The organism is Clostridioides sp. ZZV15-6388, from assembly GCF_020657755.1.
Lineage (GTDB): Bacteria > Bacillota > Clostridia > Peptostreptococcales > Peptostreptococcaceae > Clostridioides.
Genome location: NZ_JAGWCU010000003.1, coordinates 1 through 25,985, shown reverse-complemented (window position 1 = coordinate 25,985; position 25,985 = coordinate 1). Strand labels below are relative to the sequence as shown.

At 30.0% G+C, this 25,985-nt stretch carries 18 protein-coding genes and 1 rRNA gene; 4 read left to right on the top strand and 15 right to left on the bottom strand.

The genetic code is table 11. From position 1 onward, the window contains the following. The 4 genes from rapZ to KGF48_RS02860 form a co-directional block, all read right to left on the bottom strand. Positions 1-858, bottom strand: a complete 858-nt coding sequence (gene rapZ, locus KGF48_RS02875; RefSeq protein WP_227830031.1) for an RNase adapter RapZ — start codon at positions 856-858, stop codon at positions 1-3. A 52-nt stretch (positions 859-910) separates the two neighbouring features. Then, positions 911-1,624: a PHP domain-containing protein gene (locus tag KGF48_RS02870; protein WP_227840771.1), complete on the bottom strand. Its 714-nt coding sequence runs from the start codon at positions 1,622-1,624 to the stop codon at positions 911-913. 3 nt (positions 1,625-1,627) lie between these two features. After that, a complete protein-coding gene (gene murB / locus KGF48_RS02865) occupies positions 1,628-2,542 on the bottom strand; it encodes a UDP-N-acetylmuramate dehydrogenase (RefSeq protein WP_227840772.1) in 915 nt (304 codons plus the stop codon). Between the two features lie 273 nt (positions 2,543-2,815). Next, positions 2,816-3,586, bottom strand: a complete 771-nt coding sequence (locus KGF48_RS02860) for a formate/nitrite transporter family protein (RefSeq protein ID WP_227840587.1) — start codon at positions 3,584-3,586, stop codon at positions 2,816-2,818. 318 nt (positions 3,587-3,904) lie between these two features. Between KGF48_RS02860 and cls the strand changes: the two genes are divergently transcribed. The 4 genes from cls (at position 3,905) to KGF48_RS02840 (ending at position 9,906) form a co-directional block, all read left to right on the top strand. Then, positions 3,905-5,386 carry a cardiolipin synthase gene (cls, locus tag KGF48_RS02855; RefSeq protein ID WP_227840588.1) on the top strand — a complete coding sequence of 494 codons (1,482 nt, stop codon included), beginning with the start codon at positions 3,905-3,907 and terminating at the stop codon, positions 5,384-5,386. A gap of 315 nt (positions 5,387-5,701) precedes the next feature. After that, positions 5,702-6,199 carry a complex I 24 kDa subunit family protein gene (locus KGF48_RS02850; RefSeq protein ID WP_227435580.1) on the top strand — a complete coding sequence of 166 codons (498 nt, stop codon included), beginning with the start codon at positions 5,702-5,704 and terminating at the stop codon, positions 6,197-6,199. Positions 6,200-6,215: 16 nt separating this feature from the next. Next, positions 6,216-8,102 carry an NADH-quinone oxidoreductase subunit NuoF gene (locus tag KGF48_RS02845; protein ID WP_227840589.1) on the top strand — a complete coding sequence of 629 codons (1,887 nt, stop codon included), beginning with the start codon at positions 6,216-6,218 and terminating at the stop codon, positions 8,100-8,102. Positions 8,103-8,124: 22 nt separating this feature from the next. Then, on the top strand, positions 8,125-9,906 hold the full coding sequence (locus KGF48_RS02840; RefSeq protein WP_227830037.1) for an NADH-dependent [FeFe] hydrogenase, group A6: 1,782 nt from the start codon (positions 8,125-8,127) through the stop codon (positions 9,904-9,906). 124 nt (positions 9,907-10,030) lie between these two features. Here the strand turns inward: KGF48_RS02840 and KGF48_RS02835 are convergent, their stop codons facing one another. The 11 genes from KGF48_RS02835 to rrf all read right to left on the bottom strand — a co-directional run. After that, positions 10,031-11,827 (bottom strand): MutS-related protein, encoded by a 1,797-nt coding sequence (locus KGF48_RS02835; protein WP_227840590.1) that lies wholly within the window; start codon positions 11,825-11,827, stop codon positions 10,031-10,033. Positions 11,828-11,972: 145 nt separating this feature from the next. Beyond that, entirely contained in the window at positions 11,973-12,902 is a 930-nt protein-coding gene (gene hprK, locus KGF48_RS02830) for an HPr(Ser) kinase/phosphatase (RefSeq protein WP_227435572.1), read from the bottom strand. Next, positions 12,902-14,719: an excinuclease ABC subunit UvrC gene (gene uvrC, locus KGF48_RS02825; protein ID WP_227840591.1), complete on the bottom strand. Its 1,818-nt coding sequence runs from the start codon at positions 14,717-14,719 to the stop codon at positions 12,902-12,904. The genes hprK and uvrC overlap by 1 nt, the downstream gene beginning before the upstream one ends. 228 nt (positions 14,720-14,947) lie before the next feature. Further along, positions 14,948-17,773 (bottom strand): excinuclease ABC subunit UvrA, encoded by a 2,826-nt coding sequence (uvrA, locus tag KGF48_RS02820; protein WP_227840592.1) that lies wholly within the window; start codon positions 17,771-17,773, stop codon positions 14,948-14,950. A gap of 18 nt (positions 17,774-17,791) precedes the next feature. Next, positions 17,792-19,762, bottom strand: a complete 1,971-nt coding sequence (gene uvrB, locus KGF48_RS02815; RefSeq protein WP_227830041.1) for an excinuclease ABC subunit UvrB — start codon at positions 19,760-19,762, stop codon at positions 17,792-17,794. Positions 19,763-19,949: 187 nt separating this feature from the next. Beyond that, on the bottom strand, positions 19,950-21,212 hold the full coding sequence (locus tag KGF48_RS02810; RefSeq protein ID WP_227840593.1) for an ectonucleotide pyrophosphatase/phosphodiesterase: 1,263 nt from the start codon (positions 21,210-21,212) through the stop codon (positions 19,950-19,952). A gap of 103 nt (positions 21,213-21,315) precedes the next feature. Then, positions 21,316-22,620 (bottom strand): extracellular solute-binding protein, encoded by a 1,305-nt coding sequence (locus KGF48_RS02805; RefSeq protein ID WP_227840594.1) that lies wholly within the window; start codon positions 22,618-22,620, stop codon positions 21,316-21,318. Between the two features lie 30 nt (positions 22,621-22,650). Next, positions 22,651-23,511 (bottom strand): carbohydrate ABC transporter permease, encoded by an 861-nt coding sequence (locus KGF48_RS02800; RefSeq protein ID WP_227840595.1) that lies wholly within the window; start codon positions 23,509-23,511, stop codon positions 22,651-22,653. Between the two features lie 42 nt (positions 23,512-23,553). Next, positions 23,554-24,423, bottom strand: a complete 870-nt coding sequence (locus KGF48_RS02795) for a carbohydrate ABC transporter permease (RefSeq protein WP_227840596.1) — start codon at positions 24,421-24,423, stop codon at positions 23,554-23,556. Further along, on the bottom strand, positions 24,407-25,477 hold the full coding sequence (locus KGF48_RS02790) for an ATP-binding cassette domain-containing protein (protein WP_227840597.1): 1,071 nt from the start codon (positions 25,475-25,477) through the stop codon (positions 24,407-24,409). The genes KGF48_RS02795 and KGF48_RS02790 overlap by 17 nt, the downstream gene beginning before the upstream one ends. A 393-nt stretch (positions 25,478-25,870) precedes the next feature. Continuing rightward, positions 25,871-25,985: ribosomal RNA gene (gene rrf, locus KGF48_RS02785) — 5S ribosomal RNA — on the bottom strand; the annotation flags it as partial.

Genomic DNA, 25,985 nt, shown 5'->3' with positions numbered 1-25,985 from the left:
TTATCGTAACATAGAGTCTCTGTGTTTTTTTACAACTCTATATCCTTTATTAGATAAATCCTCCGCTATAAGATTTGTTATAGTAACTGACCTATGTCTTCCACCTGTACATCCAACACCAATTACTAGATGTTGTTTTCCTTCTTCTATATATTGAGGTACTAAGAAATGAATCATATCTAAAAGCTTCACATAAAATTCTTCACTAATTTTAGAATTCATGACATAATCTCTGACTTCTTTATCATCACCAGTTTTAGATCTCAATTCTTCAATATAATATGGATTAGGAAGAAATCTTACATCGAATACTAAATCTGCGTCAGCAAGTATACCATGTTTAAATCCAAAAGATACTACAGATATAGTTAGATTAGGATTCTCTTCACCAGAAGAGTATATTTTCTTTATTTCTTCCTTAAGGTCTTTCGGTTTCATATTAGTTGTGTCAATTATGCATGTAGAAAATCCCTTTAAAGGCTCCATTATTTTTCTTTCCATTTTTATACCTTCTGGAATTTGCATGTCTTTCGCCAATGGGTGATTTCTCCTTGTCATTTTATATCTCTTTAACAATACATCATCATTACAATCTAAATACACCATTTCATATTCATAATTTTCTTTTTCCAAGTAGTTTAAACTCTCATGAAGAGCTTCAAAAAACTTTCTTCCTCTTATATCTATACCTAAAGCAACTTTATCAATACTTGAGTTTGGTTGATAACATAATTCTGCAAATTTAGTTATCAAAGCAGGAGGTAGATTATCTACACAATAAAATCCCATATCCTCTAAAGCTCTCATTGTTTCACTTTTTCCAGACCCTGAAAGACCTGTAACTATAACAAATTTCATTGCTAACTCCTCCTTTTTATCTTCAGTCTATTACACTTTTATCTTTTGTTTATTACACTATAATATTTTCTACTAATGATATATCCATATTTGAATCATATACAGCTTTCATAGCTCGTTTAAAATCACCCACTCTTTCTGGGCAATGTGCATCTGACCCTATTATAAATTTATTTCCTATTTCTTTTATTTCGTTTATTTGTTTTACATTTAAAAAAGAATGGCTACTATTTATTTCAAGCCTCGTATCTGTCTTTTTTGCTACCTTTGCTACTTCTTCTATATATACATCACCTTTATCACCAGGATGTGTAATTACAAAAATATCATTATTATTCATAGCATTTATTACAGCTTTTGTATTATACTCTTTTGCTTTTTCAGTTTTAAAAATATAGTTATTACAATGATTTAATAAACTTCCAAATGATGTAGGAGTAGAACCAAAATGGTATCCAGCCATGATATAGTCAAGTTCTTTAAAAAATTTGTCATCCATGTCTATATTACCTTTATCATCTAATATGTTACACTCCATACCCAAAAGTATATTTATATCACTATATTTATCATTCAAAGAATTTACGTCTTCTCTCATTTTATGAATATCTTTCGTCTTTACACCATATGCAATATGCTTATAACTATGGTCTGATATTCCTATTGTCTTTATCCCTTTAGCAATGGCCACCTTTACATTATCTTCAATAGTTCCCTTACCATGACTATATAATGTATGTGTATGATAATCAGCCAATATCTTCATTTGTTAATCCTCTCCAAGTATTTTGACTTCTTCTTCCAACATAACCCCAAACTTGGCATATACAGCACTTTTTATAACATATATTAAATCTAAAATATCTTTAGCACTTGCTTCTCCTAAATTAACCACAAATCCACAATGCTTCTCAGATACTTGAGCACCTCTCAAAGTAAGTCCTCTTAATCCAGTTTCTTCTATTAACTTACCTGCAAAATATCCTGTTGGTCTTTTAAATGTACTTCCTGCACTAGCAAAATTTAATGGTTGCTTAGTTGTTCTTCTTGTTGTTAAATCATCCATTAAACTTTTTATTTCATCATAATTTCCTTTTTGCAAATCTATTTCTGCTGATAAAGCTATATATCCATTTTTCGCTATTATACTTTTTCTATACCCAAATTCCATCTGTTCATTTGACAGTTCAAAGATATTTCCTTCCATATCTATTAATCTTACTGATTTTACTATATCTTTCATTTCACCACCATATGCTCCTGCATTCATGGCTAATGCTCCACCTAATGTTCCAGGTATACCTGAGGCAAACTCAAATCCTTTTAGTTCTTGTTTTTGTAGAGCTTTACCTAAAACAGATAATAAAGCTCCTGACTGAGCAATTATTTTAGTACCCTTTATCTCATAAGAATTAAAGTTATCTGCAAGTTCTATTACTATGCCTCTTATTCCACCATCTTTAATTAGAATATTTGAACCATTTCCAATTATTAAATATGGAATAGATTCTTTTTTCACTAACTGAAGTACACTTTTTAGCTGTTCTTCAGTTCTAGGTCTAACCAATATATCTGCTGGACCTCCAACTCTAAATGAGATATGTTTTTTCATAGGTTCATCTATTTTTATATCATCTTTGCTTAATATATTTAATAAATTTTCATATATATCTTGATTATTCATTGCATTTCCTCCCAAATTATACTAAACTTCAGTTGTCAGTATTATCTAAATTATATTAATGTATAGTATTAACTATATTCAATAATATATGATTTTGCTTATCATACAGATTTCATATTTTTAAGTTTTTTAATTCCAAACTATATTCAATAAATATATAATAAAGTAAAAAAAAAAAAATAACAACATATAAAAGAACATAAATAATTTAAAAAAAGCATCAATATCGCTGATATCAATGCTTTAAAAGGCTATTTAATTCGTATTATTTATCTAACTATTTTTCACATAGCAAAGATAATAAATTCCTCCAACTATTATAGAACCTCCAACTACATTTCCAAGCGTTACAAATACCAAATTAGTTATTAATTGAACCATAGTAATATCTGCTCCTAATGCCATTCCCATTGGTATAAAAAACATATTTGCAACACTATGTTGGAATCCACATAAAACAAATAACATTATTACTGTCCAACATGAAGCTAACTTAGATACTATATCTTGAGATGCTGTAGCCATCCATACAGCTAAAACTACTAAAATGTTACAAAGTATTGCTTTTAAAAACATTGAAACTATCGTTGAATTAACTTTAGCTTCTGCTACAGCTATGGCTTTTGTAGCTGCATCCCCTGTTAATGTAGAAGAATAGTATACAAGTGCCACTAAAAGTAGTGAACCTACTAGATTGGCAAAATAAACTAGTCCCCAGTTTCTTAGCATTTTTCCCAATGTTATTTTTTTGTCCATAAGCGGAATAAACATTAAAGTATTTCCAGTGAATAACTCTGCTCCTGCTACCACTACAAGCATAAGACCTACTGGAAAGACCATAGCACTTAAAAAACTAGCTATTCCTGGGTCTATCTTACCAAAAGTCTGGCTAACTATTATACTCCCCAATCCCCCAAAACCTATAAATGCTCCTCCAAATAAACCTAATAAAATTGCATTTTGTGTTGAAATATTCGCTTTTTTAATGCCTGCACTTATAGTTGCTTGTGCAGTTTCCCCAGGTGTCAAGAATCCTTTACTCATAAATCCTTCCCCCTTAAAAATTATACTTTTCCTTGTCTTTTTATGGCAATAATTATATAATAACAATATGATATATAATAAATTTTATTAATATAAAAAATATTCTATATGCTTATATATACTTATGTTTATATAATTATATTATTTATTATATACTAACTTTGTTAATTTCGAAATAATTATATTTAAATTGAAAAATTTACCTTTTGATTATTTATTTTACTTTTTTATTATTGAGGTATTATATATAATAGATATATGTTCGAGTTATTATATATAATTACTGATTTTACTAAATACCCAAAAGGAGGAAATTTTATGTTTAATATATCATTTTTCGAAATGTCAATATATGAAATAGCAGTTACTACAATATATGTAATTAATTTCATGGTTATACTAAATCTCATTTTTAGAGAAAAGAGAAATATAAACACAACTCTAACATGGCTTCTTATATTAGTATTAATACCAGCTCTTGGATTTATACTTTATATGGCTTTTGGTAGAAATATTTCAAAAAACAATATGTTTAGAGTAAAAGAAAAGGACGATAAGATAATCAAAAGCAATATACTAGATACTCAAGTTAAATTACAATCTACATCTGAAATTGATTCAGAAATACATCAACATAAGGATATGATTTATGCATTAGCTAATTCAAATAATGCTCATTATACCAATAATAATGATGTGTGGATTTACGCTGAGTCTAGTCAATTTTTTAACACTCTTCTTGAAGAACTTAAGAAAGCAAAGAAATATATAAATATACAGTTTTACATTTTCAAAGATGACAAAATTGGAACTGAAATAATTGACATTCTAGTAGATAAGGCCAAAGAAGGTGTAGAAGTAAGACTTTTATTTGACGCCGTCGGTGGTAGAACACTAAAAAATAGTACACTTTCTAGATTAAAAGAAAGTGGTGTTAAAGTTGGAAGTTTCTTTCCATCATTCTTAAAAATTGTAAACTTTAACTTAAACTACAGAAACCACCGAAAAATTGTTGTCATTGATGGAAAAGTAGGATTTGTAGGTGGATACAATGTTGGAGACGAATATCTAGGTAGAAATCCAAAATTTGGTCTATGGAGAGATACACATACTAAACTTACTGGTGATTGTGTAATTGACCTAAATATGAGATTTATCCTTGATTGGAGATATACAACTAAAGAAGATTTAGATTTAGAAAAGTACTTCGCAGAAAGTAAAACACCTTCTGATTGTCCTTCTGAAAATATTGGGATTCAAATAGTATCAAGTGGTCCAGATATATCAGAGCTCGATGAAATTAAATATGGTTACCTTAAAATGATTCAGAAAGCTAGAAAGTATATATATATACAGAGTCCTTATTTAATACTTGACTCAACATTTATAGATACTTTAAAAATAGCTTGCTTATCTGGTGTTGATGTAAGAATTATGATTCCTTCTAAACCTGACCATCCTTTTGTATACTGGGCATCATATTCATATGCTGGAGAACTTTTAAAATTTGGAGCTAAAATCTACACTTATGGTGAAAATGCATTTTTACATGCTAAGACAATAGTTATAGATGACTCTATATGTTCTATAGGAACAGCTAATATGGATATAAGAAGCTTTGAGCTTAATTTTGAAGTAAATGCCTTTATGTACTCTTCAAAAAAAGCACTAGAGCAAAGAGTTATATTTGAAAATGATATTTTAGATTCAAAAGAAATAACATTAGATGTATATAATTCTAGGTCTACTTATATAAAAATCAAGGAATCAATTTCTCGACTATTATCATCAGTTTTATAAATCTTTTATTTTATAAAAATTTTACCTTTTGGTTTATTTTTTAAAGTTTTTTATATGTATTATTTTTTTTTTATTGAATTCAGTCCATTTTTTTTATTTTTTTTAACTATTCTGAATTATTTTATATTATAATAGACTAGTATAGTTTTTTTTTAATAGGTAACTTTTTTGCATTGTTTTTATGAATAAAGAAATTGTTGTATATTATTCTTTCTTTATTGTTTTGGTTTTGTTCACCAACATAATATTGGTGTCAACGCATGGTTAATTATTTTATGAAAAATAATAACTTTAAAAAGAAAAGGGGGATTTGTTATGTGCGATTTTATTTCACACAACAAGCAGTTATTTGACGAATTAGATATATTTATTGACTCTCTTGCAACAAAAGAAGGTGCTTTGATACAAGTTCTACATGAAGCTCAAGGTATATTTGGATATCTTCCAAAAGAAGTACAACTTCATGTTGCTAAAAGACTTGGAGTAGCTCCTGCAAAGGTATATGGGGTTGTTACATTCTATTCTTATTTCACTACAGAACCTGTAGGTAAGTATAAAATAAGTGTCTGTCTAGGTACTGTATGTTTTGTAAAAGGTGCTGATAAGATATTAAGTGCTTTTGAAAAACAGCTTGGTATAAAAGTTGGAGAAACTACTAGTGATTTTAAATTTTCTTTAGAAGGTTTAAGATGTTTGGGGGCATGTGGTTTAGCTCCAGTTGTTACTGTAAATGGTAAAGTTTATGGTAAAGTAAAACCAGATCAAGTAAGCGAAATATTAGATACTTATAGAGAATTAGAATTGAATTGTTAAGAGGGGTGAATAAATAATGCGTAAAGTAAATTCATTTGATGAATTAAAAGTTTTAGCTGATGAGCTAAAACCTAGTCTTAGCCTAAGAAAAAATTATTCTAAGGAAAATGTATTAAGAAGAGAATTACTTGTTTGTTGTGATACTGGATGTACATCTTCAAACAGTATGGAAATAGTTAGTGAGTTAGAAAATGAAATAAAAAAATCAGGAATACAAGACAAAGTTGATGTTCGCTTAACAGGTTGTTTTGGTTTCTGTGCTCAAGGTCCTATCGTAAAAGTTTATCCTGATAACGTTTTCTATGTGAAAGTTGAACCATCTGATGCTGAAAAGATAGTTCAAAATCACTTAATTAGAAATACAGTTGTTGAGGAATTATTATATGAAGAAGAATCTTTAAGTAAAAAAGTAGAAGCACAAGAAGAAATGTCTTTCTACAAAAAACAATTACGTATAGCTCTAAAGAATTGTGGGCTTATAGACCCAGATAGTTTAGAGGATTATATTGCTAATGATGGTTATTTAGCTCTAGGTAAATGTTTAACATCTCTTACTCCTCAAGAAGTTATTGCAGAAGTAAAGACTTCTGGTCTTCGTGGTAGAGGAGGAGCTGGATTCCCTACAGGTTCTAAATGGGAAGCTGCTTCAAAGAATCCTGCTGGCCCAACTGATAAAAAATTCGTTGTCTGTAATGCTGATGAAGGAGACCCTGGTGCATTCATGGATAGATCTGTACTTGAAGGAGACCCTCATAGTGTACTAGAAGCTATGGCAATATGTGGATATGCTATAGGTTCTGATACAGGATACATATATATAAGAGCTGAATATCCAAAATCTATAGAAAGACTAAAAGTAGCTATAGCTCAAGCTGAAGCACATGGCTTACTTGGTGAAAATATTTTAGGTACTGGATTTAACTTCAAATTAGAATTAAAATATGGTGCAGGAGCTTTCGTTTGTGGTGAAGGTACAGCTTTAATGCATTCAATTGAAGGTAGACGTGGTGAACCTAGAATGAAGACTTATAGTTCTTCTAAGAGTGGATTATGGAAATCTCCTACTTGCTTAAACAATGTTGAAACTTTTGCTAATATTCCAGCAATCATACTTAAGGGTGGAGACTGGTTTGCTAACTTAGGTACTGATGATTCTAGTGGTACTAAAGTTTTTGCTCTTGGTGGAAAAGTAGAAAATGTAGGTCTTGTTGAGGTTGCAATGGGTACTACTTTAAGAGATATTGTATTTGAAATTGGTGGAGGAATTCCTGAAGGTAAGAACTTCAAGGCAGTTCAAACAGGTGGACCATCTGGTGGATGTATACCAACTGAGCATTTAGATATACCTATAGACTTTGGTTCATTAAGCTCTATAGGCTCAATGATGGGCTCTGGTGGTATGCTTGTTCTTGATGAATCTGACTGTATGGTAGATATAGCCAAATTCTTCCTTGAGTTTACTGTTGAAGAATCTTGTGGTAAATGTACACCTTGTCGTATAGGTACTACAAGATTATTAGAAATATTAACTAAAATTACAGAAGGTAATGGTACTCTACAAGATTTAGACGACCTAGAAAACCTTGCTGAAACTATACAAACTGCTTCATTATGTGGTCTTGGTAAAGCTGCTCCAAACCCTGTTTTAAGTACTCTTCAATATTTTAAAGATGAGTATATAGCTCATGTTGTAGATAAGAAATGTCCTGCTGGCAAATGTCAAAACTTACTTTCTTACTTCATAACAGATGCTTGTAAGGGTTGTACAAAATGTTCTAGAGTGTGTCCTGCTGGTTGTATAACAGGTTCTGTTAAAGAACAACATGCAATAGATACTTCTAAGTGTCTAAAATGTGGTGCTTGTATAGATAATTGTACATTTAATGCTATAATCAAGAAATAACTTATTTGGAGGAGGAATAACAATGAGTTTAGTTAATTTAACTATCAATGGCAAACATGTTTCAGCACCTAGTGGAACTTCTATCTTAGATGCTGCAAAACTAATAAATATAAAAATACATAACCTTTGTCATTTACATATGAATGAAATAGATAAGCTTGACACTTGTGCTTCTTGTCGTGTTTGTATGGTTGAGACAGAGAGAGGTTTAGTTCCAGCTTGTGGAACAGTTATAAAGGAAGGTATGAGAGTTCAAACTAATAGCGCTAGAGCATTAAATGCTCGTAGAACTATTGTTGAATTACTATTATCAGACCATCCACAAGATTGTTTTATATGTGAAAAAAATGGAGACTGTGAATTACAAACTATAGCTGCTGATTTAGGAGTAAGAAAGATAAGATATCAAGGTTCTAAGTCTTTTGCAGGTAAAGATACCTCTACTAAATCTTTAGTTAAAGACCATTCTAAATGTATATTATGCAGAAGATGTGAAACTGTATGTAATGATATCCAAACAGTAGGAGCATTATCTGGAGTTAATCGTGGATTTAATACTTTAGTTAGCACATTTTTCAACGCTGATATGGTTGAAACAGAGTGTACATTCTGTGGCCAATGTATATCTGTCTGTCCAACTGGAGCATTAACAGAAGTAGATAATGTGCCTAAACTATGGGATGTTTTAAATAAAAAAGAAAAAACTATAGTAGTACAAGTTGCTCCTGCTGTAAGAGTTGCTATTGGTGAAGAGTTTGGATTAGAGCCAGGTTCAATATCTACAGGAAAAATGGTTGCTGCTTTAAAAGCACTTGGATTTGAGCATGTATTTGATACAAACTTCGGTGCAGACTTCACTATAATGGAAGAAGCTACTGAATTTATAGAAAGAATTCAAAAAGGTGAAAATCTACCTATATTAACAAGTTGTTGCCCTGCATGGGTAAACTTCTTAGAACACAATTATCCAGACCAATTAAATCTAGCATCTAGCTGTAAATCTCCTCAAGGTATGTTTGGTTCTATAGCTAAGAACTACTATGCACCTAAAATACTAGGAATTAATCCAGATGACCTTTATGTTGTATCTGTAATGCCTTGTGTAGCTAAGAAGTATGAAGCTTCAAGAGAAGAATTAAGTGAATCTGGAATATTAGATGTTGACCTTTCTATAACTACTAGAGAGCTAGCTAAGATGATAAAAGAAGCTGCTATCGATTTACCTAATCTTCAAGACCAGGATTTTGACAATCCATTAGGAAAATCTACTGGCGCTGCTTCTATATTTGGAGCAAGTGGTGGAGTTTTAGAAGCTGCTCTACGTACTTCATATGAAAAGATAACTAACAAAACTTTAGATAATGTAAACTTTACTAATGTTAGAGGGCTTAAGGGAATCAGAGAAGCAAGTATAGATGTTGATGGAACTACAGTTAATGTATGTATTGTAAATACACTTAAAAATGCTAGAAAGATGATGGATAAGGTTAGAAGTGGAGAGTGTAAGTACCATATCATAGAAGTTATGGCATGTCCTGGTGGATGTGTTGGAGGAGCTGGTCAACCTTACCATCATGGTAATACTGAAATAATTGATAGACGTGCAAATGCATTATATGAAATAGATAGAAACAAGGCTATTCGTAAGTCTCATGAAAATCCTGACTTACAAGCTATTTATAAAGACTTCTTTGGAGATCCAAATAGCGATGTAGCTCATAAATACCTTCATACTCATTACTTTGATAAGAGTTGTATTTATGAAGAATGTCCAAAAGAATGTGCTTGTGAAGAAGCTAAATAAATTTTAATAAATTAAAAAACTAAAATATTCTCAAATAAAAGGATTGTATAAAGTGCTTTTAAGTACTTTATACAATCCTTTCTAATTTAATCATAGATAACCTACTTTTCTACACTTATCTTGGTTAAAGTATTCCTGCCATTTTCATAAGCTGTTTTGCATTTGTAGTCTTACATCTTCCATCTTTTATGGTATAGTCAAAATAGATTTTATCATCAACATAGTACTCTGAAAAATGGTAGTTTACAATCTCTACATCTCCACCACTTGAAAGGTCACATAACTCAAAATCATGTGTTGTAACCATACTTATAACCCATGACTTTGATAGTTTCTTTACTGCCTCACTTGCTCCAATAATTCTATCAGCAGAGTTAGTTCCTTTAAAAATCTCATCAACTAAAACCAACATAGGTAATTCTTTTATGCTATATTGAATCATTGATTTTATTCTGAGAATTTCAGCATAAAAAGTTGATATCCCTTGACTTACATCATCTTGTATTCTCATAGATGTAAATATAGCCATACCTGTTGCATCAAAACTTTTAGCACATACAGGAGCACCTGCATACGCCAATACTAGGTTTACACCAATACTTCTTAAAAAGGTCGTCTTCCCTGACATATTTGAACCTGTAATGATGCAGGTTTGAGAATTTAATTTTATTGAGTTTGCTACAACACTTTTCTCTGCTATTAATGGATGATATACTTCTTCAACTTCTAACCTTGGAATACTTTCATTTTTTATTATTGGAAAGCATGTATTTTCCTTTACTTGACCAATAATAGTTAAACTTATTAAAGCTTCAAACTCTCCAATAGATTCAAGCCATCCTCTAATTTGATTTCCATATACACCTTTCCATCTTTCTAGAGATTCTGCACAGTGATAATTCCACATAAGAACACCACAAGCAACTATATACACTATTTGATTATATCTTAGGTTTACGGCATTACCTATTGAGTTCAATTGTTTAATACCTTTTGAAACACCATTACCTTTAGAAAGTTTTGCTTGTAATTCTTTTAAATATGGGCTTTCGAATGTCTCTTTCTCTAAAACTTCAAACATTTTTTCATATACTTGTATACTTCTACTAAACGAGAATAATGGAGATAAGGTCTGCATAAGCTTTGTATGTCCAAAACCTCCAAATCCTAACTGAAGTACAAAAAGTAAAAAAACAGGTAACACAGGCAAAAAACCTAATATAAAAAATATAAAAGATAGTATTGTTGCAGTAGGTAAACCCCAAGTAAAAATATGCATCCACTTAGGTATATATACATTTTTATCTTCTCCATACTCTATAAATGACTCTATGCTTCCATCAGAGTTGGTTTTTTGCTCTTTACCAATTATATTACTTAATGTCTGAATATGAATAGAAAAATCCTGTTTTGATAAGAGCTCTTTTACTGCTGTTTGTCTTTCTAAGATTATCTTATCGTCTGGATTTTCATTCCATAAAGACTTAGCTAAAGACTGCTTTCCATAGGATGTATTAGCCACACAAATATACTGATATAGTGATGCTCTTCCAAATAGGTCTAAATCTTTTGCTTGTGAATTTTCTTCTTGTATATACTCTTTGCCATCTATTTTGAACTCTTTCCACTCATCACCAAATCTTTTAACATACTTATCTAGCACTTTACCCTTACTCTTAAAATACGATTCTTCATCTTTTATTTTATTATGAATAACTAAAAGTGAAATAAATAGAATCAATGCCACAATTCCAACAAAAATACCTATTGTATTTTTATTGTAAAATCCAATAGCAAATCCTGCTATCAATATTAAAAAAGATATTAACCTAGCTGTACTTACATTATTTGATTTTTTATTTAAGAGCAATTCTTTTTCAGTAGTACTTTCTAAAAGCTTACTAAAATAGTTTATTCCCATAAAGACTCCAACTTCCTTATCATATAATAAATTTAAATATAGTATTAAATTTAATCTAATAACTTTAAACGTTAATTTAAACTCGGTTTATATAATATATATTTTATAAATATTCTATACAACTTTATTTTATATACATTTTCTATTATTTAGTATCAATCAGTTTTGATAGTTTCTTAGTAAATTCTTGAGCTGCATCATACCCCATTCCTCTTTGTCTAAAATTCATTGCTGCTACTTCTAGTATCATAGCAGTATTTCTTCCAGGCTTGACAGGAACAACTAACTTCTCTACATTAACACCAAGTATTTCTTCATATTCTTTATCTAATCCAAGTCTATCATAGTACTTATTTTCATCCCAAGCTTCTAAATGTACTACTAAATCTATCATTTTAGAATTTTTGATAGCTCCTACACCGTATAGGCTTCTGACATCTATTATACCTATTCCTCTTATCTCTAGGAAATGTCTTATTAATTCAGGAGACTGACCCATCAACATACTTTCATCTAGTTTTCTTATTTCTACAGCATCATCTGCAACTAATCTATTACCTCTCTGAATTAATTCTAATGCTGTTTCTGACTTTCCTATACTACTCTCTCCCTTTATCAAAACACCTATACCATAAATATCAACTAAAACTCCATGAATCGTTGTATGTGGTGCTAACTTATTATCTAAATAATTTGATAATCTATTTATAAGTCTAGTTGTATTTCTGTTTGTACTTAAGAGTATTCTCTTATACTTTTTAGCCTTTTCTATTACATCTGGCTTTATTTCTAAATCTCTAGAAATTATTAAAGCTGGTATTTCATATGAAAAAAATCTATTTAGTACCTCTTCTCTAATTTCATTATCCATTAATCCAAAGAAATTATATTCTGTCTTTCCAACTATTTGTATTCTCTCATATGCAAAGTAATCAAAATACCCTGCAAATTGTAAACCTGGTCTATTTATATCTTGAGAGTAGACATAATAATCTACATCATCAGGCATGTATACTACTTTAAGTTTTAAATCTTTTATTATTTCTCTTATTGATACTTTATTGCTAGTTTCCATTAATTTTCTTCCTTCCTAAAAAAATTATAAACATTCTCTGCAATGCTTTTATTCATTCCTTCCACTTCTAAAAGTTCTTCAAAGGTAGCTTCTTTTATAGCTTCTACATCTTTAAAATGACTCAGTAGTGCTTTTTTCCTTTTTTCACCTATCCCTTGTATATCATCTAAGATAGATTTTGTCAAAGCTTTATTTCTTAGACTTCTATGATATGTTATTGCATAATTATGAACTTCTTCTTGTATACTAGCAATAAATCTATATAAACTAGTTGTTTTATCCAACTCGATTTCTTTTTCTTTACATATTAACCCTTTAGTTCTATGCTTATCGTCTTTATACATTCCCCAAAGTGCTATGTCTACATCATTAAGTTCTAATACTTTTTTTACAGCACTAACCTGTCCCTTTCCTCCATCCAACAATATAAGGTCAGGTAAATTCCCATGTTTCAATCTTCTATCTACAATTTCAGCCATAGAATCATAATCATTAGGTCCAATAACCGTTTTTATTTTATATCTTCTATACTCTTTTTTATCTTTTTTAGCATTTGTATAGACTACCATAGAACCAATTGAATCTACTCCTTGTATATTTGATATATCAAAAGACTCTATTCTTATCGGCAATTTTTCTAAGTTTAACAATCGTTTTAATTCTTCTAATGCTCCAATACTTTTTTCATATTTTCTTTTGTTCATATCAGAAAATTTTTCAAGGTACTCTACTGCATTTTTTCTAACCATTTCAACTAGACTTTTTTTCTCTCCTTTTTGTGGTACTCTTATTGTTACTTTTTGTCCTTTTTTAGACGATAGCCATTCTTCTAATATAGAACTGTCTTCTATCTCATCTTCTATAATTAGTTCTTTAGGTATATACTCTTGCTCATTGTAAAATTGTTTTACAAATGAACTTAATATAGAAGCTCTTGGACTATCCATTACCCCTTCTAGGATAAAGTGTTCTCTCCCAACAATCTTACCATTTCTAATAAAAAATACTTGTACACAGGCTTCATTATGAGCTCTTGCCATGGCAACTACATCCTGATTTAAATCGGTTACAGTAGCATCTATTTTTTGTTTTTGTATCATTTCTTCAAGACCCTTTATTTTATCTCTATATATAGCTGCTTCTTCAAATCTAAAATTCATAGAACTCTCATTCATCTTTTCTTTTAAGAGCTCCATCAACTTTTCTTCTTTCCCAGATAGACACATTATAATTTCTTCTATCATCTTTCCATATTCTTCTTTAGATACATTTCCTGTACAAGGCCCCACGCATTTATTTATGTGTAAGTTTAGACAAGGTCTTGTTTTATTTTTTATTGCTTTTTCTATATCTATTTTACAGCTTCTTATTGGATAGGTACTATTTATAAGGTCTAAAGTATCATTTACCGCAGTTATATTGGTATATGGTCCAAAATACTTTGCTTTATCTTTAAGCACTCTTCTAACCTTTAAAATTCTTGGATAATCTTCATTTGTAGTTACTTTAATATATGGGTAAGTTTTATCATCCCTAAGTAGCACATTATACTTTGGTCTATATCTTTTTATTAAATTACATTCAAGTATTAATGCTTCCAACTCTGAATCCGTTATAATATATTCAAATTTATATATATTCTTAACCATAGATTTGACTTTAGATGTATGGTTTTTTGAAGATTGAAAATACTGCCTTACTCTATTTTTTAGAGATATAGCTTTTCCCACATATATTATGTGGTTGTATTTATCCTTCATTAAATATACACCAGGCTCAGAAGGTAATTTTTTTAAGTGGTCTTGTATATCAAACATCTCGTCCTCCAAAACATTAAATTTTATATTAAAATTATACCCTAAAATATGAAAATTAAAAAGTTATTCAATTTCCAGCACTATACACAAGTTAAAGTCCATATCATCTTCTATAATTGATTTAAAAGCAATCTCAAATACGAAGAACAATATGGACTTTATGTTTGGTAATTATCTACAATTTATTTTTATATATTTACAGCTAAAATTTTACACAGTTTGTATAACCTAAGAGAAATATTTCTTTAAAAATTGCCCTGTATAAGAACCTTCAACTTTAGATACTTCTTCTGGTGTTCCAGTTGCAACTATAGTTCCACCTTTATCTCCACCCTCTGGCCCTAAGTCTATTACATAATCACAAGTCTTTATAACATCTAGATTATGTTCTATGACTATAATTGTATTTCCTGTATCTGCTAATCTTTGTAATACGTGAATTAACTTATCTACATCTGCCATATGAAGTCCTGTAGTAGGTTCATCTAATATATATAAAGTCTTTCCTGTTGGTCTTTTACTAAGTTCTGATGCTAATTTTATACGTTGTGCTTCTCCTCCAGACAATTGAGTTGAAGGCTGTCCCAATTTAATATATGAAAGACCTACATCCATTAATGTATCTAGCTTTCTTTTTATGTTTGGTATATTTTCAAAAAACTCAACAGCTTCTTCTACATTCATATCTAGTATATCAGATATAGTTTTATCTTTGTATTTTACTTGTAATGTTTCCCTATTGTATCTTTCACCCTTGCAAACTTCACAAGGAACATATACATCTGGTAGAAAGTGCATCTCTATTTTTATTATTCCATCACCTTTACAAGCTTCACATCTACCACCTTTTACATTAAAACTAAATCTTCCTTTTTTATAGCCTCTTGCTTTCGCTTCATTAGTAGCTGCAAAGATATCCCTTATAAAGTCAAATACCCCTGTATAAGTGGCTGGATTTGAACGAGGTGTTCTTCCAATTGGACTTTGGTCAATATTTATAACCTTATCTATATTTTCAATTCCTTTTATTTCTTTGTGCTTACCAGCTCTTTGTTTAAGTCTATTTACTTTACTTGCAACACCTTTATAAAGTATGTCATTTATTAGTGTACTTTTCCCAGAACCTGAAACACCTGTTATACATGTAAACTTACCTAATGGCAATTTTACATCAATATTTTTTAGGTTATTTTCTGATGCTTTGACTACTTCTATAAAACTTCCATTTCCTTCTCTAGTAGTCTCAGGAACTAATATTTGTTTTTTTCCACTTAAATACTGACCTGTTATTGAGTTTTCATTTTCTATTATTTCATCTAAAGTCCCTTGTGCAACTATCTCACCACCATGTATACCTGCACCAGGACCAATATCTATGACATAATCAGCTTCTCTCATTGTATCTTCATCATGTTCTACGACAATTAAAGTATTTCCTAAATCTGTTAGATGTCTAAGAGTGCCTATAAGTCTGTCATTATCTCTTTGATGAAGACCTATACTTGGCTCATCAAGCACATATAACACTCCAACTAATGCTGAACCTATTTGAGTTGCTAACCTTATACGTTGTGCTTCTCCTCCTGAAAGTGTTCCAGCTTTTCTTGATAAATTCAAATAATCAAGACCAACATCTCTTAAAAACTTAGCTCTTCCCTTTATCTCTTTTATAATCTCATGAGCTATAAATCTTTGCTTTTCTGTAAGAGTTATATTTTCCATAAAATCTATCAATTCATTAACAGATAAGTTTGTTACTTCCATTATATTTTTTCCATCAACTAAAACAGATAAAACCTCTTTTTTAAGTCTCAATCCCTTACATTTTGGACAAGGTCTTTCTGCCATATACTCTTCAATTTTATCTCTCATATACTCTGAGTTAGTTTCTTTGTATCTTCTCTCTAAGTTTACTACTACGCCTTCAAAATATGATTTATAATTTCTAGTTCCTCCAAATTTTGATTCATAAACAAACTCCACCATTATATTATCCTTACCATAAAGTAACTCTTGAACAAAACCTTCTGGTAAATCTTTAAATGGAGTTGTCAAAGATACATTAAAATGCTCTGCTAAACTTTTTATCATTTTGCTATAATAAGTATCGTCGTTGACACCTGTTGAACCCCATGCAGCCACTGCACCTTGTTTTATTGATAAATCTTTATTTGGTACAACTAGTTCTGGGTCAACTTCTTTACTTTCTCCAAGACCATTACAAACATCACAAGCACCAAAGGGAGCATTAAATGAAAACATTCTTGGAGATAATTCTTCTATACCAATTCCATGTTCTGGACATGCAAATTTAGTTGAGAAAAGAATCTCTTCTCCATCTATTATCTGAGCTATTACAAGACCATCAGATAGTTTAACCGCAGTTTCAATTGAATCTGCAAGTCTAGATTCTATTCCATCTTTAACTACTATTCTATCTACTACTACTTCTATACTGTGTTTTTGGTTTTTAGTTAAAACAATATCATCACTTACTTCATAGTTTTCGCCATCAACTCTAACTCTTACAAATCCTTCTTTTTTAATATTATCTAAGACCTTTTTATGTGTACCTTTTTGACCTCTAACAATTGGTGAAAGTATTTGTAGCTTAGTTCTATCTGGAAAATCTAGCATTTTATCAACTATTTCTTGAATAGTCATTTGACTTATTTTTTCACCACAAGTAGGACAATACACATCACCTACTCTTGCAAATAATAATCTCAAATAATCATATATTTCTGTTACTGTTCCAACTGTAGAACGTGGATTCTTTGAAGTAGTCTTCTGGTCTATTGAAATAGCTGGTGATAAACCTTCAATATACTCTACATTTGGCTTTTCCATTTGCCCTAAAAACTGTCTAGCATAAGCAGACAAACTCTCTACATATCTTCTTTGGCCTTCTGCATATATCGTATCAAACGCCAAAGATGACTTTCCAGAACCAGACAATCCTGTAAAAACTATAAACTTATCTCTTGGTAAATCTAAATCTACATTTTTTAAATTATGCTCTTTTGCTCCTCTTATTATAATTTTATCTTCCATAACCTTGTTTTTACCTTTCTATTTTTCCAATTTTTCTTCCAACTGTTTTACCTTATCTCTTAATTCAGCCGCTCTCTCAAATTGTAAGTTTTGAGCAGCTTCCATCATCTCTGATTTTAATTTTTCTATATTATCTTTTATCTCTTCTTTATCATCTGTATCAGTTATTCCATATACAACTTCTTCCTCTGCTACCTTAGTTGCCTCTATACTATCTCTTACACTTTTTTGTATAGTCTTAGGAGTTATGTTGTGTTCTTCATTATATAAATTCTGTATAGCTCTTCTTCTTTTTGTCTCATCAATAGCATTTTGCATTGAATCAGTTATCCTATCAGCATACATAATAACTCTTCCATTTTCATTTCTAGCTGCACGTCCAATAGTTTGTATTAACGCTGTTTCGGAACGTAAGAAACCTTCTTTATCTGCATCTAAAATCGCTATAAGTGAAACCTCTGGTATATCTAGACCTTCTCTAAGTAAATTTATTCCTACAAGTACATCAAATTTTCCTAGTCTTAAATCTCTTATTATCTCTGTTCTTTCTAATGTAACTATATCTGAATGTAGATATTTAACTTTTATTCCTATTTCTTTAAGGTAATTAGTTAAGTCTTCACTCATTTTTTTAGTCAAAGTGGTTATAAGCACTCTTTCATTTTTTTCTATTATTTTAGTTATTTCTCCTACCAAATTGTCTATCTGATTATTTATAGGTCTTACTTCTATAATTGGATCTAAAAGACCTGTTGGTCTTATTATTTGTTCTGCTATAGTTTCGGAATGTTGAATTTCATAAGGACCTGGTGTAGCACTTACAAACAACATTTGATTTATATTTCCTTCAAATTCTTGAAAATTTAGTGGTCTGTTATCAAGTGCAGAAGGTAATCTGAATCCATTTTCTATAAGAGAAGTTTTTCTTGACCTATCTCCTGCATACATTCCTCTTACCTGTGGAATAGTAACATGTGCTTCATCCACAATTATCAAATAATCATCTGGAAAGAAATCCATTAATGTATATGGTCTTTCTCCTTCTTCTCTTCCAGTAATATGTCTTGAATAGTTTTCTATTCCCTGACAAAATCCTATTTCCTTTAACATTTCTATATCATACTTTGTTCTTTGCTCAATTCTTTGAGCTTCTAAAAGCCTATCATTTTCTTTAAAATTCTCGATTTGTTGTTGAAGTTCATCTTCAATTTGAACAATTGCGTTTTCAATTCTTTCTGGTGTTGTTACATAGTGAGATGCGGGGAAGATAACAACATGATTTCTTGTCCCAACAATCTTTCCTGTTACATAATCAATTTCTGTTATTCTATCTATCTCATCACCAAAAAACTCTATTCTTATTGCTTTTTCATCATTACTAGCTGGAAATATTTCTAATATATCCCCTCTAACCCTAAAAGTCCCTCTTGTAAAATTTATATCATTTCTTTCATATTGTATCTCTATTAACTTTTTTATTACATCATCTCTATCTCTTTGCATACCAGGTCTTATAGATAACATAAGTTCTTTATAATCTTTTGGGTCACCCAAACCATATATACAAGATACTGAAGATATTATTATTGTATCTCTTCTCTCTAAAATAGATGCTGTAGCAGAATGTCGAAGTTTATCTATTTCGTCATTTATACTTGCATCTTTTTCTATATAAGTGTCACTGTGAGCTACATATGCCTCTGGTTGATAGTAATCATAGTAACTTACAAAATATTCAACTGCATTGTCTGGGAAAAATTCTTTAAACTCACTATAAAGTTGTGCTGCTAGTGTTTTATTATGAGCCATTATTAGGGTAGGTTTTTTAACTTGTTGTATTATATTTGCCATTGTGAATGTTTTTCCTGAACCCGTTACACCTAACAATGTCGAAAATTTTTCATTTCTATTTATAGAATCCACTATTGATTTAATAGCTTCTGGTTGGTCACCTGTTGGTTTGAAGTCTGACTTTAGTTTAAAATCCATAGTATCACTCCTTCTTTTCGAACATTAGTTCCTAACATGTATTATTATATCATACCTTTCTAGAATTGTTTCAGTTATTTTAAATATTTTACCCATTTAAATTTTACTTAAATCTAAAATATAAAAAAAGACTTCTATCTTTATAATAGAAGTCTATAAGTAATGGAAAATAAATACTTTATCAAGTTTATATAATGAAGTCAAATGCTTCTTTTTCAACTCCGTCTAGTTTCAAATTGAATAGTTTTAATATAGTTGCTGCATGAGCTCTTAAGTCGCCTTCTTCCTCTACTACACCTGTTTTTATTTTAGGTCCAAAAGCTATAAATGGAGGTCTATTACCCTTAGTAGGTAAATGACCATGTGTAGCCACAGCAAACTTGTAATCTTTTATATCGGAATCCTTTATAATATTTCCTTCTAAATCATTTCCAAATGAAATTCCTTCAATTCCTTCAATTACCAGTTCAAAATCGCCTTCAAGTCCAAGATTGGATGCTTCTTCTCTGGTAAATATATTCTCTATAAATAATTCTTCTTTAAACTCTTCAAGCAATGCTCTCAACTCTTCTAGTCTATTTGAGTTATTTACTATTATCTGTGCTGATATGCCTGATGAATTTACATAGGCATCAAAATTCTTAACTTCATCATTTTCTACTGTTATAAATCCATGTGATTTAAGTAAAACATTTGGATTTACGACTTTATCAACTCTAAGATGGCCATGGTCTCCAAGTATTATAAAATTGGTATCTTCATATGTACCCGCATCCTTTGTAGCCTGAATTATATCTCCTAACCATTTATCATTCATTTTCAGGGCTTCATTTACTTCTTCATTAAATAAACCATGATTATGTCGTGTATGGTCCAAAGTTGCTAGATGTATTAACATTAAATCTGGATTATATTCTTTTATTACATCTACCGCACAATTTACTCCAAATAAATCCATATTAGGCTCTAATTTCCAATCAATATAATGGCAATGTCTATCATAAATACTATCCATTATAACCTTACTTGAACTTTTTTCAAAGGTTTCTCTTGGGTCATCTTCTCTATTAGGAGCCCATATCTCTGCAATGTTATAATCTATATTTGGATTTGCACCCATTACAGGCCATAAGATACTAGAAGTGGTCAAATTATTTTCCTTTGCTACATCTATAATTGTCTTTACTTTTATATCTTTTGAATACCAATACCAATCTTTATTTTCTTTATTTGGGTCAAATTTTTCATTATGATATATTCCATGTTTTTTAGGATATACCCCTGTTACCATACTTGTATGACAAGGATATGTTAAAGTTGGATATACACAATTTATATTTTTCACCATAGAACAATTTTCTAAGATAGATTTAAAATTTGGCAGATTCTTTACAAATTCTAAATCTTTTTCAAATAAAGAATCTACTGATAATACTATAACTTTTGTCATTTACATTACCTCTTCATTCATATATTATTGAATACTTTCAATCAAGCTATAATCTATATATGTTAAAAATAATATTTTATCAACATTTTATACATCTCTATAATTATTTATTAGTCTTGTCTATTACTGCTTGCATTGCAGAAGTTCCTTTACTTACTGCATCTTTTGGCGCCACATTTAAATCAGTAAGACCTTTTTTAATCTCATCCATTAACTTATCAGTTGCTTCTTTATATCCATTTAGCATTGGAAGGGCAACAGCATATTGTAATTGGTCAGTTGCAACTTTATATTGTGGCTTTTCTTTATACAATGTTTGTAATTTTTCTGATTTAGTTGCATCTTCAGTTGTTGGTAGATATCCTGTTGATGAACTAAATTGAACTATTTTATCTGTTTGAGTCATCCATTCTATAAATTCTGCACTTGCATCTTTTTCTTTATCTGTTCCACCTTCAAGCATAACTAAGTTTGCTCCACCTGTAGGAGTTGCATATTTTTGATTTTTTGGTAAAAATGCTGTTGATATTTCAAACTTACCATCTGTTTGTTGCATAAGACCTGCTAAATCTGCTGTCGATGTAAATATCATACCAACTTTACCATTTACAAAATCTTGCTTTGCTACATCCCAAGCATTATAATCTTCACCAGGTGGCATTTTCATTACTCCAGATTTCATCATATCTTGCCAGAATTTAACTGGTGCTTGACCTGCTTCATTATTAAATGCTACTTTTTTTCCATCAGTTATTTCTCCTCCACTTTGCATTACCATAGCTTCATAGAACCAAATATCTATTGGAGTTTCAAATCCATAAGTATCTTCTGATTTATTTGTCATTTTACTAGCATATGTTTTAAGTTCTTCCCATGACTTTGGCCCTGAAGGGTCAAGACCTGCTTTAACTGCCATATCTTTATTTATGTACAATATCGGTGTGCTTCTATTAAATGGCATCCCAACAAATTTATTTTCATAATATGAATTTGTTAGAAGACCAGAAAAGAATCTTTCTTGGTATGCCTTATCAAAGTATTTACTCATATCTACTAAAGCTCCTGCTGATGCAAATGTACCTGTTTGAGTTATTTCTAATAATGTTACATCTGGTTGGTCTTTAGAAGTTAATGCAGCTTGTAATTTTGTTGCATTTTCATAATAATCTTTTTGTTTTAGCATATTCACTTGTATATCTTTATGCTCACTATTAAACTGGTCAACCATTTTTTGTGCAGTTTCACCATTAGTTCCACCCAAAGGTGCCCAGAAATCTATCTTTGTAATATTGCTATCTGTCTTTTCTCCTTTAGATGTATTTGAGTCATTAGAATTTGAACACCCAACTAAAGAACCTACTAATAATGTTATTGCTAATCCTGTTGCTAATTTTCTTTTAAGCTTCATTTCCATCCTCCAAATTTAGTTTTTGACTTTTTATTTTATTCCTGAATACATAAAAGCTTCTTTTACTTTTTTATTTGCAAATATATAAACAAGAATTATTGGTAAAATTAAAATTATATTTCCTGCCATTATTACATTCCATGCAGTAATTCCTTCTGAAGATTTAAGAAGAGCTACTCCGATTGGTAAAGTTCTTATTGCATCTGTATTTGTCATTACTAAAGGCCAGAAATAGTTATTCCAGTGATATATAAAATTAAATAATATAAATGTTATTACTGCTGGTTTTGCCATAGGAACCATTATTTTAAACATTATTTTTAAGTCCGAAGTATTGTCTAATTTAGCTGCTTCAATAATCTCATCTGATATCTGCATAAAATTTTGTCTAAGCAAAAATATACCAAATGAAGATGTCATAAATGGAATTATAAGTGGCACATATGTATTTATAAATCCAAATTTACTCATCATCATATATACAGGTAAAAAAGTTACTTGTGGAGGAATCATAAGTCCTATAAGTAATAGTCCAAACAATACCTTTTCACCTCTAAATTTAATCTTAGAAAATGCATAAGCTGCAGGAACCATCACTAAAAACTGTATGATTAAAATACTACCTGTCACAAAGATACTATTTAATAAATATCTAAAAAATGGCCCTGAATTCCATGCTGTAGTATAATTTCCTAGTACTATATCATTTGGTATTATTGTAGGTGGTAGTTGCATCATTTCTTGTGGGTTTTTAAAAGATGTCGACAACATCCATATAAAAGGGAATATAAATATTGCAGATAAAAGTACTAGAATTAATACTTCTATTGATTTTGATACTATTTTCTTTATATCAGCTTTATCTTTTTTAATAGGTCTTATAATATCCATTTTGTCCTCCTTCTTAATACGCCTCATAATATATATTTTTCTTTATTGATAATGAACTTTTTTTGATAATAGTCTGAAATTAGCATATGTAGCAATCATAACTATAGCTAATAAAAACATACTTGCTGCACTTGCTTGCCCTATATCGTAATATATAAATCCAGACTCATATATATAATAAGATAACATGTTGGTTGAACCTAATGGACCACCTTGTGTCATTATGCTTATTTCATCAAATACTTGAAATGATGCTGTTGTTGTTGTTATCATGAGAAAAAATATTGTTGGCGATAATAGTGGTAATGTTACCTTAAAGAAATTAGTTACCTTGTTTGCATTGTCTAGCTTAGATGCCTCATATATATAATTTGGTATCGATTTAAGACCTGATAAAACTATTAAAATATTATATCCCAGAGTTTTCCATATGCCTATTAAAATCAATGACATCAATGCTGAACTTTCACTTGAAAGCCATTTTGATGTTGGTAAGTGTAATACTGACAGTACCCAGTTTAAAAAACCATACTGAGGTTCCATAATCCAAAGCCATAATACGGCCACAGATACAAGTGAAATTACATGTGGTGTAAAGATTATACTTTGTGTTAAATTGTGTATTATAGAGTTTTTGTTTAACCAAGTAGCAAGTACTATAGCTAGTGATATAGATATAATTACCATAAAAAAAGTATAAATTGCTGTATTTGTTATAGTTTGTATAAACTCTGGATTTTTTAAAAGCTCTGTGTAATTATTTAATCCTACATTTTCGAAAGTTGAACTAAGAAGACTTCCTGATTTGAAACTCAGCGATATTGTCTTAATTATTGGATATACTATAAACAGTAAAGTTCCTATAATTGCAGGTGTTATGTACAAATATGCTTTATTAAATTGCTTTTTCATAAATATCTCCTTTGATTTTAGAATACATATTCTTACATTCTTTTATATCATTTATTCTTTGCCCATCTTTATTAAAATAATATAAATCCTTTTCTAATACATTTACTTTCAAAGTTTTCCCTATATCAAATATATCGTTTTCTGTTTTAACCCTTACTTCACTGTCAAGAACAGATAAACAGTATATAGTTTCGTTTCCTAATACTTCTTTAGTTATAACCTTTCCAAGCAAATTAAAAGCATCATCATTTTTTATATCTATATTTATACTTTCTAATACAGCTTTTTCAGGCCTAAATCCAAGTTTGATATTATCCTTCATATTTAATATGTTCATACAAGGATTTCCGATAAATTGTGCCACAAACAAATTTTTAGGGTCTTGATATATTTTTTTTGGAGAACCTATTTGCATTATCTCTCCTTTGTTCATTATAACTATTTTATCCGCCATTGACATTGCTTCGACTTGGTCATGAGTTACATAAACAAATGTAGATTTTAATTTTTGATGTAACTGTATTAATTCTGTCCTCATTTGATTTCTCAGTTTTGCATCTAAATTTGATAATGGTTCATCCATTAAAAATACCTTTGGATTTTTAACCATTGCTCTAGCTAATGCTACTCTCTGTCTTTGTCCTCCAGACAAATTTCCTGGCTTTACATTTAAATATTCTTGTAATCCAACTATATCAATAACCTCTGTTATAAGTTCTTCTCTTTTTTCTTTTGGAACTTTTTTATTCTTTAGACCAAATTCTATATTTTCTCTAACAGTCATATGCGGATATAATGCATAATTCTGAAATACCATAGCTATATCTCTCTTACTTGCATCAGTTCTTGTTATATCATTTTCTTCAATTTTCAAATTGCCTGAAGTTATATCTTCAAGCCCAGCAATCATTCTTAGTGTAGTAGATTTTCCACAACCACTTGGGCCTACCAATACCGTAAAAGAACCATCTTCTATAGTAAGGTTCAAGTTTTCTATAACAGTGTTCTTTTTATCATAAGATTTTGTGACATTTTCTAGTCTTATATCTGCCATTTTTTATCCTCCTCAAAATACTTTGTTTAGTTATACGATTTACTTATAAATTAATAATACTCTTTATTTGTAAAGGATATATTAAGTTAAAGTGAACATATAGTAAATTTATTAAAATAAATGTTAAATCACATATATTTTCTGTTAAATTATACTAAACTTAAATAAATATACTGACTATAAGATAGAATGAAAATAAATAAAATAACGGATATAGAAAATTAGACATAATAAAAAAGACCTCTATGGGGGATAGAGGCCTTTAAGTGGGGGAGATTGAGTAATTTATTTTTGCTATTAAGTTTTACAATTATATTATGTCCCAAATTTGCCATGTCTAAACACAAAAAATAAAACTTTTTTATTTTTTATAAATTTACTCAAAAAAAGATTACGTGGCTACGTCCTACTCTCCCAGGCAGTTTCCCACCAAGTACCATCAGCGCTAGAGAGCTTAACTTCTGTGTTCGGAATGGGAACAGGTGTATCCTCTCTGCTATTGTAACCA